Annotated in this window: 14 protein-coding genes; 6 read left to right on the top strand and 8 right to left on the bottom strand. The window is 46.8% G+C overall.

Annotated features, from left to right (window positions below; translation table 11 throughout):
• Window positions 1–21 precede the first annotated feature (21 nt).
• On the top strand, window positions 22–1,548 hold the full coding sequence (locus tag Q4491_RS17220) for a BCCT family transporter (protein ID WP_303459305.1): 1,527 nt from the start codon (window positions 22–24) through the stop codon (window positions 1,546–1,548).
• A 217-nt stretch (window positions 1,549–1,765) separates the two neighbouring features.
• Window positions 1,766–2,383, top strand: a complete 618-nt coding sequence (locus tag Q4491_RS17225; RefSeq protein WP_192014049.1) for a glutathione S-transferase family protein — start codon at window positions 1,766–1,768, stop codon at window positions 2,381–2,383.
• Between the two features lie 54 nt (window positions 2,384–2,437).
• Here Q4491_RS17225 and Q4491_RS17230 read toward each other — a convergent pair whose 3' ends face one another.
• Complete coding sequence (locus Q4491_RS17230) at window positions 2,438–2,662, bottom strand: hypothetical protein (protein ID WP_192014047.1); 225 nt, start codon at window positions 2,660–2,662, stop codon at window positions 2,438–2,440.
• A 107-nt stretch (window positions 2,663–2,769) separates the two neighbouring features.
• Window positions 2,770–4,176: a PLP-dependent aminotransferase family protein gene (locus tag Q4491_RS17235; protein WP_303459309.1), complete on the bottom strand. Its 1,407-nt coding sequence runs from the start codon at window positions 4,174–4,176 to the stop codon at window positions 2,770–2,772.
• 297 nt (window positions 4,177–4,473) lie between these two features.
• On the opposite strand from Q4491_RS17235, the gene Q4491_RS17240 reads away from it, so the two are divergent.
• Complete coding sequence (locus tag Q4491_RS17240; RefSeq protein WP_303459312.1) at window positions 4,474–6,903, top strand: FN3 domain-containing metallophosphoesterase family protein; 2,430 nt, start codon at window positions 4,474–4,476, stop codon at window positions 6,901–6,903.
• A gap of 48 nt (window positions 6,904–6,951) precedes the next feature.
• Here the strand turns inward: Q4491_RS17240 and Q4491_RS17245 are convergent, their stop codons facing one another.
• Entirely contained in the window at window positions 6,952–7,584 is a 633-nt protein-coding gene (locus tag Q4491_RS17245) for a LysE family translocator (RefSeq protein ID WP_218385599.1), read from the bottom strand.
• Window positions 7,585–7,600: 16 nt separating this feature from the next.
• Window positions 7,601–8,029 carry a DUF2000 domain-containing protein gene (locus Q4491_RS17250; protein WP_192014040.1) on the bottom strand — a complete coding sequence of 143 codons (429 nt, stop codon included), beginning with the start codon at window positions 8,027–8,029 and terminating at the stop codon, window positions 7,601–7,603.
• A 326-nt stretch (window positions 8,030–8,355) separates the two neighbouring features.
• Here Q4491_RS17250 and Q4491_RS17255 point away from each other — a divergent pair, with 326 nt between their 5' ends.
• Complete coding sequence (locus Q4491_RS17255; RefSeq protein WP_225444996.1) at window positions 8,356–9,144, top strand: hypothetical protein; 789 nt, start codon at window positions 8,356–8,358, stop codon at window positions 9,142–9,144.
• Window positions 9,145–9,540: 396 nt separating this feature from the next.
• Complete coding sequence (locus Q4491_RS17260; protein WP_272872716.1) at window positions 9,541–11,499, top strand: alkyl/aryl-sulfatase; 1,959 nt, start codon at window positions 9,541–9,543, stop codon at window positions 11,497–11,499.
• Between the two features lie 115 nt (window positions 11,500–11,614).
• On the opposite strand, the gene Q4491_RS17265 is transcribed toward Q4491_RS17260, so the two are convergent.
• From Q4491_RS17265 to Q4491_RS17275, 3 genes are all read right to left on the bottom strand, one after another.
• On the bottom strand, window positions 11,615–12,028 hold the full coding sequence (locus tag Q4491_RS17265; protein ID WP_218385597.1) for a cupin domain-containing protein: 414 nt from the start codon (window positions 12,026–12,028) through the stop codon (window positions 11,615–11,617).
• A gap of 99 nt (window positions 12,029–12,127) precedes the next feature.
• Window positions 12,128–12,592 (bottom strand): DUF3291 domain-containing protein, encoded by a 465-nt coding sequence (locus tag Q4491_RS17270; protein WP_237796379.1) that lies wholly within the window; start codon window positions 12,590–12,592, stop codon window positions 12,128–12,130.
• 105 nt (window positions 12,593–12,697) lie between these two features.
• Window positions 12,698–13,048 (bottom strand): GlpM family protein, encoded by a 351-nt coding sequence (locus tag Q4491_RS17275; protein WP_303459325.1) that lies wholly within the window; start codon window positions 13,046–13,048, stop codon window positions 12,698–12,700.
• 542 nt (window positions 13,049–13,590) lie between these two features.
• Between Q4491_RS17275 and Q4491_RS17280 the strand changes: the two genes are divergently transcribed.
• The gene (locus Q4491_RS17280; RefSeq protein ID WP_237796350.1) at window positions 13,591–15,051 is read left to right on the top strand and encodes an aerolysin family beta-barrel pore-forming toxin; all 1,461 of its coding nucleotides are present in this window, start codon (window positions 13,591–13,593) and stop codon (window positions 15,049–15,051) included.
• Window positions 15,052–15,174: 123 nt separating this feature from the next.
• Here the strand turns inward: Q4491_RS17280 and Q4491_RS17285 are convergent.
• On the bottom strand, window positions 15,175–15,882 hold a 708-nt coding region (locus Q4491_RS17285; protein ID WP_303459328.1), incomplete at its 5' end, for a histidine phosphatase family protein.

The following is a 15,882-nucleotide window of genomic DNA, read 5'->3' on the forward strand; positions in this document are numbered from 1 at the left end:
CAATAAATTAGGGAAAATACAATGTTGAAATCGTTACGACCTTTGGTGTTTTTTCCAACCTTTCTGATTTTGGTTGGTGCTTTGGTATTCAGTCTGGTTGATCTGGACGCTTTCATTGGCTATACCAAATCGCTGAACGGAGTGATTCTGTCCAATTTCTCCTGGTTGTTCAGTTTGGGCAGCTTTTACCTGCTGGTGTTAATTGCGCTTACCTATTTCTCTAAGCTGGGAAATATCCGAATTGGTGGCGAGCACAGTACACCAAGAATCAGCAAACCCCGCTGGTTTATGATTGTACTCTGTACCACGCTGGCGGTCGGGGTGCTGTTCTGGACAACGGCAGAACCTATCTATCACCTGCATTCGCCGCCGGCGAGTTTTGGTATTGAAGCGGGCAGTGCTGATGCCGCGTTGTTTGCATTTTCAGCGATGTTTCTCCATTGGGGGCCAACGCCATATGCGATTTATGCCGTACCTGCGTTGATCTTTGCGCTGGCGTTCTACAACCTGAAAATGCCTTTTTCGATCACCAGCGCCATGCGTCCTGTTCTGGGCAAATATGTCACGGGGAAAATGGCCGATGTCATTGATGCGCTGGCACTGTATTCGCTGGTGGTTGGTATGGCGTCATCGCTGGGAACTGGGGCGCTGACCTTGCTGGGTGGGGTGAGCCAGTTTATTCCCATGGAACGTAATGCCCTGACACTGGGTATTTTCATCAGCCTGATTGTTGCTACCTTTGTGATCTCGGCTGCCAGCGGTTTAACCAAAGGGATAGCGCGTTTATCGGCCACCAACTTTTGGATGCTGATTGCACTGTTTATCTTTGTCTTTCTCTGCGGCCCGACTGTCTATATTCTGGCTATCGGTGTGGAAGGGGTCGGCGCCTACCTGCAAGATTTCTTCCGGCTGAGCTTGTTTACCGGCCAGGCGGCTAGTGATCCATGGCCTCAGTACTGGAGTGTATTTTACTGGGCGGTGTGGTTCGCCTGGGCACCGATCACGGCCATGTTCCTGGGGAAAATTGCCCGTGGGTATACGGTTCGCGAGTTTATTCAGGTCAACGTTGTTTATCCGAGTTTGTTCATTCTGTTATGGGTTTCTGTTTTTGCCGGTACGGCGGTGTACATGGACTTGCACACAGACGGAAGTTTATACGCCGTGTTGAATGAAGGGGGTATTGAACAGTTGCTATACCATATTTTCGGTGAACTGCCATTGGGTGGACTGACATCGTTCTTTCTGGTGATGATCGCATTTATTTCCTATGTCACGGCTGCCGATTCCAGCACTGATGCCATTGGCGATTTGTGTACCAAGGATTTTAAATCGGACTCTGATGAAGGCGCAGCCCTGCCAATAAAAGTACTCTGGGGGGTAATTATTGGTCTGGTGGCCTGGATAATGGTCAGCACAGTGGGTGTGGATGGCGTGAAGCAGTTGTCTAACCTCGGTGGATTACCGGCCACTATTATCATTCTGGTGTGCAGCCTGACGCTTATCCACTGGCTGCGTAACCCAGAAAAGTTACAGCAGAAACCAGACTGATTCCTACTAACTAGTCGCAATAAAACCAGTAAAGCCCGGATGTGCAAATCGCCGTCCGGGCTTTTTTGTGGCCAGCGGAAGCGGCTAAAAGCGTTGGAAAGTTTATAAGCGGTGATGGTGACAGACACAGATATGGTTTAGTCTGGAAGATGTTTGCAAAGAAATTGTTTAATAAACAGACTATTAAGTTCAATCAGATCAATGAGGCAACAGCATTATGATCACACTGCATCACCTGAACAAATCACGATCCAAGCGGATTATCTGGTTGCTGGAAGAGCTGGGTGTGGACTATCAGATCGTCCCTTACCAACGTGACAGCGCAACATTCCTTGCGCCACCAGAGCTGAAAGCGGTTCATCCTTTGGGTAAATCTCCGGTGATTGAGGATGATGGATTGATCGTCACTGAATCCGGGGCTATTACTGAGTACCTGATTGATAAGTATGGCGAGGGTAAACTGGCACCTGAGCGCGGTACTGCAGATTATGTTGCCTACTTACAATGGATGCATTTTGCGGAAAGCTCGGCCATTCTTCCTTTGTTGTTGAAGATGTTCGTCGACAAAGACGGCTGTGAAACTAACTTTCTCGCCGGTTATGCCGAAGGGGAAATTGCCAAGGTCATGGCTTATGTCGATCAGTCACTGGCAGGAAAGCGTTATCTGGTGGGAGATTCGCTGACAGGGGCAGATATCATGATGTCGTTCATTGTAGAAATCCTGCATACCAGTGGCGCACTCGCGCATTTTCCGCACATTGCCGCGTATGCACAGCAGCTGGTGACCCATCCGTCATACCTGAAATCGAATGAGATCGAAGCCGCTCATGACTAGCACTGGCTGACAAACTGCGCTCCCCTGAATCGATGCAGGGGAGCGCAGTATTATTCATTCTGCCGGGGTATTTTTCTTATCAATGTTTACTGCCCGGCGAACAGCTGCCACACCCAGCCCGATGAGCAGAAAGGGGATAGCCGCTGCGGTAGCTTCAGCCCAGGCAAAATAGGCGACATTTTTCATCAAAATGAAATGGCCTAACACGACCAGGAAGACGCAGATAATGGCGATGTATATGAATTTGACTTCGTCTTTAACCTTAGTGGTTCTTTCCATGTTGTGACCCTCTAACAAGCAAGAGTCACTATTTCATCACAGCCGCGGTTTTTCCTGTTGATACAGTTGATACAGTATTTTACCGAACAGTTACTTTGTTGTTCACTTCAGTCACTTAGGCACGCTTTTGCTAGCTGACCAAGTGTGGCCATCGCAGCCAGGTTTTCTTCATTCATCTCGTACGAATAGTTGAGCCTGATATGCCTGAGATCGTCTTGCCGGATGTTAAATAACGTCCCGGGTGCCACTGCGATACGCTTCTCCAGGGCTTGCTCATAAAATGCATGACTATCGAACGGAGCTGGAAACGTCAGCCACAAGAAGTAGCCCCCTGCGGGATCAGTTACAGTTGTATTGTCCGGGAAAAAGCGCCGTATTGCGTGTATCATTGCGTTCTTTCTGTCTTGCAATGTACTGCGCAGCTTGCGCAAATGGTTGTCATACCCGCCATGAAGCAGGTAATGGCTGATCCCGAGCTGCACAGGCACACTGCTTGATATGGTCGATAAAAATTGCTGTTTCTGAATGGCTTCGCTGTGTTTTCCTGCCACTACCCAGCCAATGCGAAATCCTGGTGACAGACATTTGGAGAATGAACCACACAGCAACACCAGATCCTGCTGATCGAAAGCTTTGGCCGGTACTGGCTTTTCCGCTGAATAATACAGTTCTGCATACACATCGTCTTCTACCAGAAACACCTTATGCTGGCGCAGAATGTCTACCAGTGTCTGCTTGCGCTCTTGACTGAGAGTGTAGCCAAGCGGGTGCTGGACATTGGTCATCAGCCAGCAGGCTTTTATCGGATAAGCGGATAACTTTTCAGTGAAGTCTTTCAAATCCAGGCCGCCGTCAGCGCTGGCCTTTATTTCTACCGGTATCAACTTCAAACGCTCTATTGCCTGAAGTGCCCCATAAAAAGTGGTCGATTCAACCGCGACATAATCACCGGGCTGGGTGGCAAACTGTAAGCTGAGATTCAGTGCATCCAAGCCGCCGGAGGTGATCACTATGTCATCCGGCCCAATCTGCAGCCCTTGTTGTACGTACCTTTGCGCAATGATCCGGCGCAAGTCATGGTTGCCGGGCGGCAGGTGCGTTAATGCACTTCTGTTGTCCATTTTGCGCGAGGCACTGGACAGACTGCGGACCAGCTCCTGCTGCGGAAACAGGCTGGAGTCGGGAAACGCCGAGCTGAAAGGCACGATATCGCTGTCTTTGGTTCGCTGTAGGACATCAAAAAGTAAATCATTAATGTTGACCGGAGACTGAGGGGATTCCGGCCGCGAAGCCTGTAGTGCTTGGATGTTGGGAGCGACAAAATACCCGGACTGCGGTTTAGCCACCAGCCATCCTTCACTTTCCAGCAATTGATATGCCTGCAACACAGTCGCCGTGCTGTAGCCAGTTTGCTGGCTGCTCGCTCGCACAGACGGGATTTTTTCACCGGAGCGCCAGATCTGCTGGCGGATCTGTTGCATTAGATCATTAGCAAGTGATTGATATTTTGTCATTTGTTTAGCTGCATTGAGTCGAAGTTCAGAACATATCATGCCAAAACGGTAAAGCAAGCCAGTTTGTCGCTTCCTGAGCTGAGACACCATGCTCAATGTGAGCCCGGCAACAGAAAGATCCGAACAGTTAAGCTAGCGACAGTACAAAGGCTAAGATCAATATTTCATTGTCAATAAACTGATAGATAAGTGTCATCCATATTTAGATTCTCTGTCACACAGACCAATTAGCATCATCAGCTGAATATTGGACTAGTCCAGTTAACGCCATGGAATAGAGATAAAAAAGGATTAAACATGTCGATCAAAAACAGGCATCTGGCCAGTGTCACGGCTATCTTGCTGACAAGTACTCTGTTAGCGGGGTGTAATGAGCACTCGGAAACGGATCAGGATGATAAAAAAGGCAATACTGGTGTAGGCCAGATTGGAAAGGAGCTGGTTATTCCGCCTCCGACTGCATTAACGCAGGTTACGTTTACTATTCATCCGTATCTGCAGCAACCTACAGCCAATAGCATGGCTGTGTTGTTTGAAACTAATGACACGTCTCCGACGGTTTGGGTCAGGCCGGCAGAAACGCAAGATGAATTTACTGTTGTTGAGCCTGTTGCCGTGGACAACACGTATTTATACAGCGCAGCGATCACCGGATTAAGTACAGACACGCGCTATGAGTATTACGTGGTCAGCGGCGATGGCAGTCCGTCTGGCGTGTCGGCTGTTTCTGAACGCTATGTGTTCAAAACCTATCCGGCAGCCGGGATGACACCTGCCCCTTTTAATGTGGTAGCCATCAGTGATACTCAAAATAACAGCACCCTGGGGGCGCTGAACGATCTCATTACCAAAGGCATTATTCCAACGGTATGTCACAGTCAGCCGGAGCAATGTGCGTCAGAGATCGCGGCGATTACGATTTCCGGCGACATAGTCAACAGTGGCGACAGCATGTTGCAGTGGCGTCGTGATTTTTTTGACCAGATGAAAGCCATTACCCCTTATGTTCCGCTGGTGGCCGTTCCCGGTAATCATGATTTTTACGGCAATGCTGAGCTGACCAATTACCGTCATTTCTTCCAGCAGCCTGAAAATGGTTCGGCGGGTTATGAGGAGCAATGGTATGCACTGGATTACGGCAACTTACGCTTGGTCGGGCTTAACAGTTATCCGATTTCCAAGAACCACGGTAAATTTAACGCGGAGATTCTGGGGATACAGCGTCAGTGGCTGCGCGAGTTGTTGATCAACACCCAATCGGACAGTAACGTCGATTATGTCCTGAGCATGTTCCATCATCCGTGTCTGTCTGAACTCTGGCTATCGGGCGAAAGTATCGGCAGTTGCGAGATGGTGGCTGAGATGGAAGATTTTTCCCGATCAAGCGGCAAGATAACAGGCCATTTATTTGGGCATACCCACGCGTATTCCCGCGGACAATCCATGGATACCAGGCACCTTTGGCTCAATGCCGCAACGGCAGCAGGCTATCGTGAAAAAATTAACGATGATAACTACTATCAGACAGATACCCGCGATTACGATACCTTTGCCATTAGTCAGAGTGAGTTCGGCTTTAATCTGCTGACGTTCAATCAGCAGAGTTCACCTTCCATGCAGCTGACCCGCTACACTGCCACTGTGGCCTCGAAAGGGGGCGGTTTTGCCAGCCTGGATGATACCTTTACTGTGTCCGATACCCTGACTATGAAAGCCAGTCCGGTTGTTCCAGAGGCGCCACAAGTTCTGGCCGGTAACGGTAATCACGCTTTTAATCAGCTGAATCTGGCTATCAGCCATCCTGATCCTGGCGCCATTTATGAAGTGCAATGGCAACTGAGCAAAGCCAGTCAGTTTGATTCAGAGGTTTTTGATATCTGGGGGAATCAAACCCGGGCCCACAACATCTGGCCGATGCAAGATGGCAGTATTCAGGGGATGCCGACAGATACGCAGGCGGGGGTTGATCTGACTACAATCAATCTTGCTGACTTTTCAGGCCAGCTCAAAATGGGCAATGATGAAACCTACAAATGGCAGAAACGATCATCAGAGCATTCCCATGATTCGTACCGTGACCCGTTCAACGGCAGCTCAGCACCGGTACTGACATTATTTCCGGGAGATACCTGGTACTGGCGTGCCAGAGTGCGTAATGACAATCTGGGCTGGTCTGATTGGAGTGACACGGCGACATTAGCCATTGATGCCGGGACGACAACCGCGTTACCTGTTCAGAATGGCGGCGCGGAAGCGCAGGATCTTTCAGGCTGGACAGTCGGGCAGGGCTACTGGCGAGTGTTGCAAGAGATCGACAACATCACGGCCGCAGAAGGGGATTATTACTTCAGCGCCCGTCCGAATGATTCCGCTGCTGGTAACGCTGCCTATGATGATCTAAGCCAGACTTTGGATGTCAGTGCGTTCAGTAGTGTGATTGATCAGTCTTCCGCATTTGTTCGGTTCAGTTTTAGCAGTAATGGCTGGGGCGACGGCGATCATGCCGTAGTGACGCTACAACCTATAGACAATAACGGAAACGCCATTGGTCAGCCAACTGTGGTTAAAACCGAGAGTAAGAAACAAGCGTGGCTGAATAATGCCTCAACCCTGTTGTTACCAGTGGCGACCCGGGAGGTGAAACTGACACTGCGCGCAGTGAAAAAAGCAGGCAGCATGGCAGATGTTCATATTGATAATGTACAGCTTTCACTGACCACGCCTTAACGTCACTCAAAAGGCTGATTAAAACATAACGGCATCTTGATGATGCCGTTATAGATCGGCTGACGTTGACATCAGCAACTTAGCGCCGAATAAACCCAGCAGAGTGCCAGCAACACGGCAAAATCCTTTTTTGGCCTTTAGATACAAGTTTTGCGCGCGTTCTGTTGAAAGCAGCACAGCGACTATGGCATACCAGCCAAAATTTGTCAGGAAAACACCCAGGCTTAACAATATCGGAGTGAGGGAAGGTACCTCTGCGGGCAGCAAAGCGGCAAAAACACTGCTGAAAACCATGGCTGTTTTGGGGTTACTGAGCTGGGTTGTTAAACCATAGAAAAAGGATGAATGCACACTTTGCGTTTTACCTGCCGCTACTGCCTGAACACGTGGTTGCTCCCCTTGTTTCCAGATTCGACATGCCAACACGCACAGATATAAGCCACCAAGTAGTTTAAAGGTCAGGTACAACTCAGGTACCGTTTCGAATAATGTCACTAAGCCAAATGATGCGAGTAAGGCAAAGATAAGGGCGCCAGTTCCCATTCCCAGTGCAACAGAAAATGCCTGTGTTCTGGAATGAGACATAGCCGTTTGAGCAACTAACAGAAAAGAGGGACCGGGCGTCATTGCGCCCAGTGTCAGCAAGGCCAAAATGGGTAAAAGAAACACGTACGATTGCATCTTTCCTGCTCCAGGTTCAGCGGTACAAACTGAATTTACCGGTAAATGATTTCAGAGTTTCAGTGTCGCCGAACAGACAGATTCCCAGGTACTCTAATTCACTTTCCGGGGTTTCTTTGGTCCACGCTTGCTGGGCAATGGAGCCACCTTCAGTCATGGTGTGTGTGAAATCGGTAAAAGGAATTTGATGCCTGATGGCTTCCTCTCTGACTTTGCGGATTTTGTTCGAGTTATCTGCTTTCAGAACAATAAACGGAAAGTGAGACAGACTCGGATGGCAGTTGCCATCAGCATCATGATAATCAATGTATTCAGCTCCTTGCTGATCGACCAGATGAGACAGCCCGGCACTCAGGTGTCCCAGCACATTCAGTGTTCGGCCTGCATCCATTTTTTTGCTTAATACTGCGATAAAGCGTTTTTGATCTTCGTTCGGCAAGCCCATTGATACGTTTCCTTTTTCTCTCAATATCTATCAGCAATGTTTACGCTGTTCTTCTGTTTCGCAACAAACAAAACAATATGCATATCTGCTGATAAAGCGTCAACCCTATAACAGACAATTGTTGGAAGCGCAGGTAAATCCTGTGCGGTAACAGGAAGATGCAGAATTTAATCTCTATGCTAATTTTATTCTTATCTGTTTACTTTTGTTCTCACCGCTGTAAGAAAAAGCAGCCATAGTGACAGACGGTATGTCAGTGCATTGGTGTCCCGGAGTTTGTCAGACATCATTTGTCTTTTATTAGCAATCAGCCAAAAGGAAATGGTATGAAATTCAAGTGGTTAAAATGTTGGGTAGCATTGGGCGGTATACTGCACGCCGCTGGAGGGCTTGCCGCAGATAACTCTGCCGCTCAAGCGAATAACCCTCTGGCAAACATGACAGCTCTTAACTTTCAAAATTACTACATTGGAGAGGTCACTGAGTCTGACGAATACGCTAATCAGTTTTGGGTACGATTTGCGAAACCTGTTTCAGTCGGTGAAACAAACTGGATCATGCGTGCATCTTTGCCAGTGAACACCTACCCCACATCGCCTACCGGTGGTCATGAAACCGGTATTGGTGACTTCAACATTTTTGCCGCTTACCTGATTGATACCGGAAATCCGGCTGTGAGTTTCGGTGTTGGTCCTCAGCTTACTGCACCGACAGCGACCGAAGACGAACTCGGCAGCGAAAAATGGTCTGCCGGTTTGGCGAATGTGCTGTTTAACGCCAGTTCACCCGTGTTCCAGTACGGCTATTTACTTACCTGGCAGGAAAGTTTTGCCGGAGAAGATGCTCGTCAGGATGTCAATGTTGCTGCTTTCCAGCCTTTTGCATTTTATCAATTGGGAGGAGGCACCTACTTGAGAGCAGCGCCAATCTGGGTTTATAACTTTGAAAACGACAGTTATAGCGTGCCATTAGGCATAGGTGCTGGTCAGGTCATCAAAAAAGGCAAGACTGTGTATAACCTTTTTGTCGAACCGCAATTTTCAGTTGCTGATGACGGCCCTGGTTATCCAGACTGGCAGGTTTTCTTAGGATTCAACATGCAATTTCTTAATTAATGCCGAACTATCACTGGTTAACAAGCTGATTTTATGGGGGAGCATTCGGTTTCCTTATGATTTACTGAATTTTTTGTGATTCGATTTTCGTTTTCTTGCAATGAAATGTAAGCGATTGTTGCGACTACACTGATACTCAACTTAATGATATAAATCTATGGTCATAATTGGCTGAGTTTCTTAAAATTCATCGTCTGGAAATGGCGTTTTGTGCAGGTTATTTGTGTTCCCAGGCTGAGGTTGTTTTGTTTAACGTTCATCACCGAGTATGACAACAACATGAAGATCAAAAACCATGGAGTGCTACACGTTATGAGAAGTTTTAATTCTTTTAGACAGGAAAGTTGCTCTGATGCAACGTCTTCTTCCGGCAGGATTCGCACAAAAAGCAAGTCTTTGTCAGTCGTTTCCTTGTTCATTTCAGGTGTATTGCTGGCGCCGGTTTCAATGGCGGCTGATGAAGCCAAACCGGCTACGGATGCAACCAAATCGGCTAATCAGGCACTGATGAAAGAGTTGCCTTTTGATGATAAAACCGGGTTCGAACTGGCGCACAAAGGCTTTATCGCTCCCTTGCCACAGGAACAGATAAAAGGCGAGCAAGGGAACCTGGTGTGGGATCCTGCGAAGTATGGTTTCATTAAAGAAGACCAAGCTGCACCCGATACGGTTAACCCAAGCTTATGGCGTCAGTCTCAGCTTATTAACATTTCAGGTCTGTTTCAGGTAACTGATGGCATATATCAGGTCCGTAATCAGGATTTGTCGAACATGACAATTGTGGAAGGTAAAGAGGGGATCACGATTTTTGATCCGCTTATTTCTACAGAAACAGCCAAAGTTGCTTTAGATCTTTATTTCCAGCACCGTCCGAAAAAGCCGGTTGTCGCCGTCATTTATACACACAGCCATGTTGATCACTATGGCGGTGTGCGAGGTGTTGTTGATGAAGCTGATGTGAAATCCGGTAAAGTGAAAATTTATGCGCCAGTCGGCTTTATGGAAGCCGCGGTTGCTGAGAACGTAATGGCCGGTACAGCAATGAGCCGTCGTGCATCTTATATGTATGGTAACCTGCTGCCGCCAAGTGCGACGGGGCAAGTTGGAGCCGGCTTGGGGACAACCACGTCTGCAGGTACAGTCACCCTGATCCCACCAACTGATATCATTACCAAAACGGGTGAAACAAAGGTCATTGACGGACTTACCTACGAGTTTATGTATGCACCTGGGTCTGAAGCACCATCGGAAATGCTTTTCTATATTAAAGAGAAAAAAGCAATTAACACTGCCGAAGATTCGACTCACACTTTACACAATACCTATTCTCTGCGCGGCGCGAAAATCCGTGATCCATTGGCCTGGTCTAAGTATTTGAATGAAGCCATTCATATGTGGGGCGATGATGCTGACGTCATGTTTGCCATGCACCACTGGCCAGTGTGGGGGAAAGGTGAAATTGTTAAACACCTTAAATCGCAGCGCGATTTGTATCGCTTCATTAATGACGAAACTTTGCGTATGGCGAACCAGGGTAAAACCATGGTTGAAATTGCCGAAGACTTTAAGTTACCAGACGCATTGAATACGTATTTCTCAAACCGTGGCTACTATGGCTCTATCAATCACAATGTTAAGGCAACGTATGTGCTGTATCTTGGCTGGTTTATTGGTAACCCTGCGACATTGCACACCTTACCGCCTGTTGATGCGGCAAAACGCTATGTAGATATGATGGGCGGTACGGATGCGCTACTTAAGAAAGCAAAAGAGTATTACGACAAAGGGGAATACCGTTGGGTGGCTGAAGTGGTGAATCACGCGGTTTTTGCTGACCCTTCCAATCAGGCAGCGAAAAACATGCAGGCCGATGCACTTGAACAATTGGGTTATCAGGCGGAAAGTGGCCCCTGGCGTAACTTTTACCTGACGGGGGCAAAAGAACTGCGAGAAGGGGTGAACAAGTTACCTGTTCCTGATACGGCCAGCCCGGATACAGTGAAAGCGATGAGCTTAGAGCTGTTCTTTGATTATCTGGCAATGCGCCTGGACAGTGAAAAAGCAGATGGTAAGAAAATCGTTCTGAACTTTGATTTCACCGACCAGAAAGAAAAGTATCTGCTTGAGATGGAAAATGGCGTATTGAATCATACGTTGGGCGCCGAAGACAAAGAGGCGAATGCATCTGTTTCATTGGCTCGCACTACGCTTGATGCCTTAATGCTCAAACAAGTGACACTGGAAGATGCCCTTGAAAAAGGTGATATAAAGATCACCGGAGATCAAGAGAAGCTGACTGAGTTGTTATCTTATCTCGATAATTTCGATTTCTGGTTCAACATAGTGACACCTTAAGCGACACGCGAGACTGTTACTAAGATAATCAGGGCACTCATTGAGTGCCCTGATTTATTCGCGAGATTTTAGCTGTCATGCTGTCATGCTGTCATGCTGTCATGCTGTCATGCTGTCATGCTGTCATGCTGTCATGCTGTCTGTGCTGGGTATCCTCACCGGCGGTGATAAACAGCATACGTGCCGAGTGCTTTATTTTTGCAGTGTGCCATACGCCTTTAGGTACAAACACGTATGATCCTGGGGACTCCAACCTGACCTCGTGTATCCCTTCCGGCATTTCCAATTGAAATGTTGCCGATCCAGCTAGCAGTATGACAATTTCATCGCCTTGGGGATGTGCTTCGCTGCCAGACCAGTCAGAGCTAAAATCGTGCAAGCTGACCAGATATTCATGATGAAAATCACCAAGCTCACCGGCCATTAACCGCGGCCAGAAAGCATCATTCATCTCAAGAAGCTCAATACTTGCATCGTTTTTCAGCCGGATAGAGCTGCTGGCGAGGTGTTGCGGCTGTTTTCGCGTCATGTTGAATCCTTTCTTTGCATGGATATCAAAACGGTGGGAACACATGCAAAAAAGATAGCAGATATCTATGATGTGGCCTGAGATGTGTCCTGAACGTCATCAGGCTTCAAGCTCATACGCCAGCGCATCGTCGGGTGTAAAATTGCTCTTAAACGTGAAAGCAAATGGGCTGTCACCTTTATTTCTCAGGTAATCAAGACGTTCTTTGGCTTCCGCAATGGTCGGGATATGATCATCTTCTACCCACCACAGCACATAAGTATCTTCCGCTGAACGATGAAACCATTCAGCCTTACGGCGCATGAAGTCGCGGTGATGGGTTCGAAACATAAAGTTTTTAAGCGTATCTACCGATTCCCAGACAGACATGTTGATAAGCATATTGGGGTCGTCGAATGCCTGAATACTGGTTGCATCGCCGGATTCATCCTGAAGCCGCCATATGAAGCCTTCACTGCTTTCAGCAATGGCATTCACAGGATCCAGATTATCGGCAAAATCTTTAATTTCAGGTGCATCCATTGGGTATTTGGCAAGGGCGATGTTCAGTTGCGCTAGTTTCATGCTTCTTCCTTGATAATGGTTAGCCCAGATTGAGGGTTTGTCTTTGATGCTGCTCGTAATTTAACCACATGAACAGTATGTTGAATAGTGATAAGCCATTCGCTGTCAGGCGATGCCGGTATACAAGCGGTTCCAGCCGAGCAGCAGGCCAGCCGCGAAACCGACCCATACCAGAGTTGCCAGACCCAGTGTCCAGAATAAGCTAAACCGATAACTGAAGTAGTATACGGCCACCAGATAAGCGGCATAGGGAACTAATGAATACAGACTAAACAGAGCGGTCACTCTCAAATCCGACATGGTTCGCTCTGTGCCAATAATATAGTGGGCAATTAAGGAAAAAGTTGGAAATAAGGGCACTAAACCTGCAATGAAAAAACTTTTACTTTTGGAAAGTATCGCAATCAGCAGTACAGCTAGCGCACCCAGCAGACACTTAAGAAACAAGGAGACCATTGAAGTTAATCCATCAAAAAAGAGATTATAAGTTAAAGCAACAAAAACACTGTGAACAGTATTTTGTATTTTTAATTAGAGTAAATATTCTATAGTTGAGCATTGAAACTGCTCAGCCAAACGTTATAGATAATTTTATTACATTATTATCTATGTTGCTTAATCAATATAAAGTGATGCGTCGCTTTAACAAAAAGGTAAAGTTAAAGTCTTTATTATCAATAACAGCCTGCCGATGAAAGCGTATTTTGACTTATTGTTATCGATTACATTTTATGGTTTGTTTTCATCTTGTTGTTTTGTATAATAATTATTATATTATGATAAGGCTTTATATCTTATAATATAGCGATTTAATGATATGTTATTTGTCTTTTTTTATCTGGGATATTTAATTGGGTAAATAAAGGGAGTGTGAAAATAATTCATTGACTTTTTATTAAATGCATTGATATAACGGCGTTGCATATGAGAGAGATGTTTTTATTAGTCACATATGTTTTTGCATTTATGCAAGCCAACATTTCTATAAGAAGGTTTCAATGAAAAAACAAATAACGCCTTTGTTAATTATATTACCTTTTGGTCATATAGCGTCCGTGTCCGCACTGGAAACCAGTGCTTTTTATCCAGAGGAAGTCGAAATTCATTACAATCTCGGCCCTGAAACGTGTAACGCTGATTTCCGGCCAGTTACGCGTTCTGAAGCATTGCGCTTTCGAGATTCGATAATGAACAAAATCGGAAAGTGGTCTTATGTTAGTTTAGCCGATGGCTGGGTCATTATGGGGCCCGGTTACATGGGTGAAATTAAACAGGGAACCGCCAGCCATACTGCTTGTTATCCTCTGAATGCAGACACAAACATTTTATCTTTCCCTGCTATTTCCATTGATGAAGGATCTAAAGAGCGTGTTGAATGGACATTGCTCAGTGATCAAGACGATTTTGTAAAACCTGCCGCGTACCTGGCTCACCACATGGGCTATGCCTGGGTGGGTGGTCCGAAAGGAAACCAGGTTGGCGATGACATGAAAGTCTGGTGGGACAGTAACGAAAGTGCCTGGAATATTCGGGGTAATGACGGTCCGTGTGACGGATACCGTTGCCAGGATATGACAACCATAAAGGTGAAAAACTTTGCTTACACCATGGATCCGGCTTCATTTAAAATTGACGGTTCTATCGTGAATTCAAATAGTCAGCTGGTGAATACGATCTCTTCGACGGCGGTTAATAAAACCAGCATTCAGCAGCAATACGTCATTGATATCAGTTACAACACGTCAACCAGTTGGTCACAAAGTAATGATTACAGCTTCAGTGAAAGTATTGAGGTATCCAGTACTTTTAAAAGTCCTAAAGTCACAGGTGGTGTTGAAAAATCAATATCCGTGACTTTTGGTGCCACTCAGGCATGGGGAAGCACCAGTGGCGGTGAAGAAAGTAACAGAGTGACAATTCAGGCAAGACCGGTAGTACCTGCAAATAGTGCACTGAAAGTGCTGTTGAATGTGTACCGGGCTGATATCTCTTATCCTTACGTCTTTGACGCGGATGTATCGTATGAACTGGGTTTTGATGGTTTCATGCGCTGGGGTGGGAACGGATTGCTGTGGCATCCGAAAGACAGACCAGACTTTACAAGTAACTTTGCTATCGGCCGCTTCGCCGGCAATGAAAAGAGTCTGGAATTCCAGTGGGATCACCGTGATATTACAGGCATGAATAAAACCTGGGACTGGAACTGGATCGCGCAAACGGCGGGTTCTTATGACACCCGTTATTGGCTGGGCAAAGTACTGGCGCCTAAGAAAGCACGCGTCAAAGGCCAGTTTTACGCAGAAGATCAGTTCACCGGCGAGCTGTATTTTGAAGAGATTGCCCTTCCTCAGGGTGATTCAAATACGGCCTCAATGGAGAAAAGCATTCAGGATCAACTTGAAGATGCTGGCCTGAAAGATGTTCAGGTCTCTGTCAGAAAAGCTGATACCGGGGTGTAACTATCTGTAGCTAGATGAAAAGAACCGGAAACCACAAAGGGGTTTCCGGTTTGTTCGGATCGAATTCAAATCGAAAGTAACTGTGCTTCAGGCTTGAATTGGCCAACAGTCAGGCCAAACTGATCAGTGTGTCGAGCCAATTTGTTTCACGGAAAAATAGGGCTCGTTATCTGCCATCGTGACTTGAATTTGTGTGATGCTGCCATTGCGAATCGTTAAATTTGAATACCATTTAGGATTCTTCCAGTCGAGGCCAAGTACATCTGCAACAATGGCACGAATCACGCCGCCGTGCGTAATTATCAGGACATCGTGTTGCAGCTCGCTGACTATCCTGGTCCAACAGGCCGTCACCCGCCTATTGAAGTTTTCCAGTGATTCGGCATCAGGTAATCCTGAGCTGGCTGGGTTGTGCCAGAATTGCTCAAGTCGTTGCCACTCTTCGCTCACGCTGGTTATTTCCTCAAAAGGTGTACCGTCTAACTGACCAAAGTACATTTCTTTTAATGCCGGTTCGCAGACCAGAAGGTGTTCACCTGCCAGTAATTCAGCCAGCGATAAGCAGCGGCGCAAAGGAGAGCTGATAACGGTTTTATAGTGAATATCAGCGTTGGCAAGCGAGTTACAGATAGCCTGATTGGTCTCGGGGCTGACCTCTACATCGGTTGAGCCGTACAAAGCGGAGGCACCATTAACTTTTCCGTGGCGGACTAATGTGACGGTGAAGGTTTTCACCTGGCGATCCCTTTTAATTGGTTCATCTCGGATTAGCGGGAAACAGATACGAAAAACGGTTGGATAAGTTATCGTGTAATCGCCAAACAACACTAT

Origin of the sequence: Photobacterium sp. 2_MG-2023 (assembly GCF_030547675.1) — a bacterium.
Classification (GTDB): Bacteria; Pseudomonadota; Gammaproteobacteria; order Enterobacterales; family Vibrionaceae; genus Photobacterium; species Photobacterium arenosum.

Coding starts and splice junctions, on each gene's coding strand:
- Q4491_RS17220 (WP_303459305.1), top strand. CDS start 22: ATGTTGAAATCGTTACGACCTTTGGTGTTTTTTCCAACCTTTCTGATT.
- Q4491_RS17225 (WP_192014049.1), top strand. CDS start 1,766: ATGATCACACTGCATCACCTGAACAAATCACGATCCAAGCGGATTATC.
- Q4491_RS17230 (WP_192014047.1), bottom strand. CDS start 2,662: ATGGAAAGAACCACTAAGGTTAAAGACGAAGTCAAATTCATATACATC.
- Q4491_RS17235 (WP_303459309.1), bottom strand. CDS start 4,176: ATGACAAAATATCAATCACTTGCTAATGATCTAATGCAACAGATCCGC.
- Q4491_RS17240 (WP_303459312.1), top strand. CDS start 4,474: ATGTCGATCAAAAACAGGCATCTGGCCAGTGTCACGGCTATCTTGCTG.
- Q4491_RS17245 (WP_218385599.1), bottom strand. CDS start 7,584: ATGCAATCGTACGTGTTTCTTTTACCCATTTTGGCCTTGCTGACACTG.
- Q4491_RS17250 (WP_192014040.1), bottom strand. CDS start 8,029: ATGGGCTTGCCGAACGAAGATCAAAAACGCTTTATCGCAGTATTAAGC.
- Q4491_RS17255 (WP_225444996.1), top strand. CDS start 8,356: ATGAAATTCAAGTGGTTAAAATGTTGGGTAGCATTGGGCGGTATACTG.
- Q4491_RS17265 (WP_218385597.1), bottom strand. CDS start 12,028: ATGACGCGAAAACAGCCGCAACACCTCGCCAGCAGCTCTATCCGGCTG.
- Q4491_RS17270 (WP_237796379.1), bottom strand. CDS start 12,592: ATGAAACTAGCGCAACTGAACATCGCCCTTGCCAAATACCCAATGGAT.
- Q4491_RS17275 (WP_303459325.1), bottom strand. CDS start 13,048: ATGGTCTCCTTGTTTCTTAAGTGTCTGCTGGGTGCGCTAGCTGTACTG.
- Q4491_RS17280 (WP_237796350.1), top strand. CDS start 13,591: ATGAAAAAACAAATAACGCCTTTGTTAATTATATTACCTTTTGGTCAT.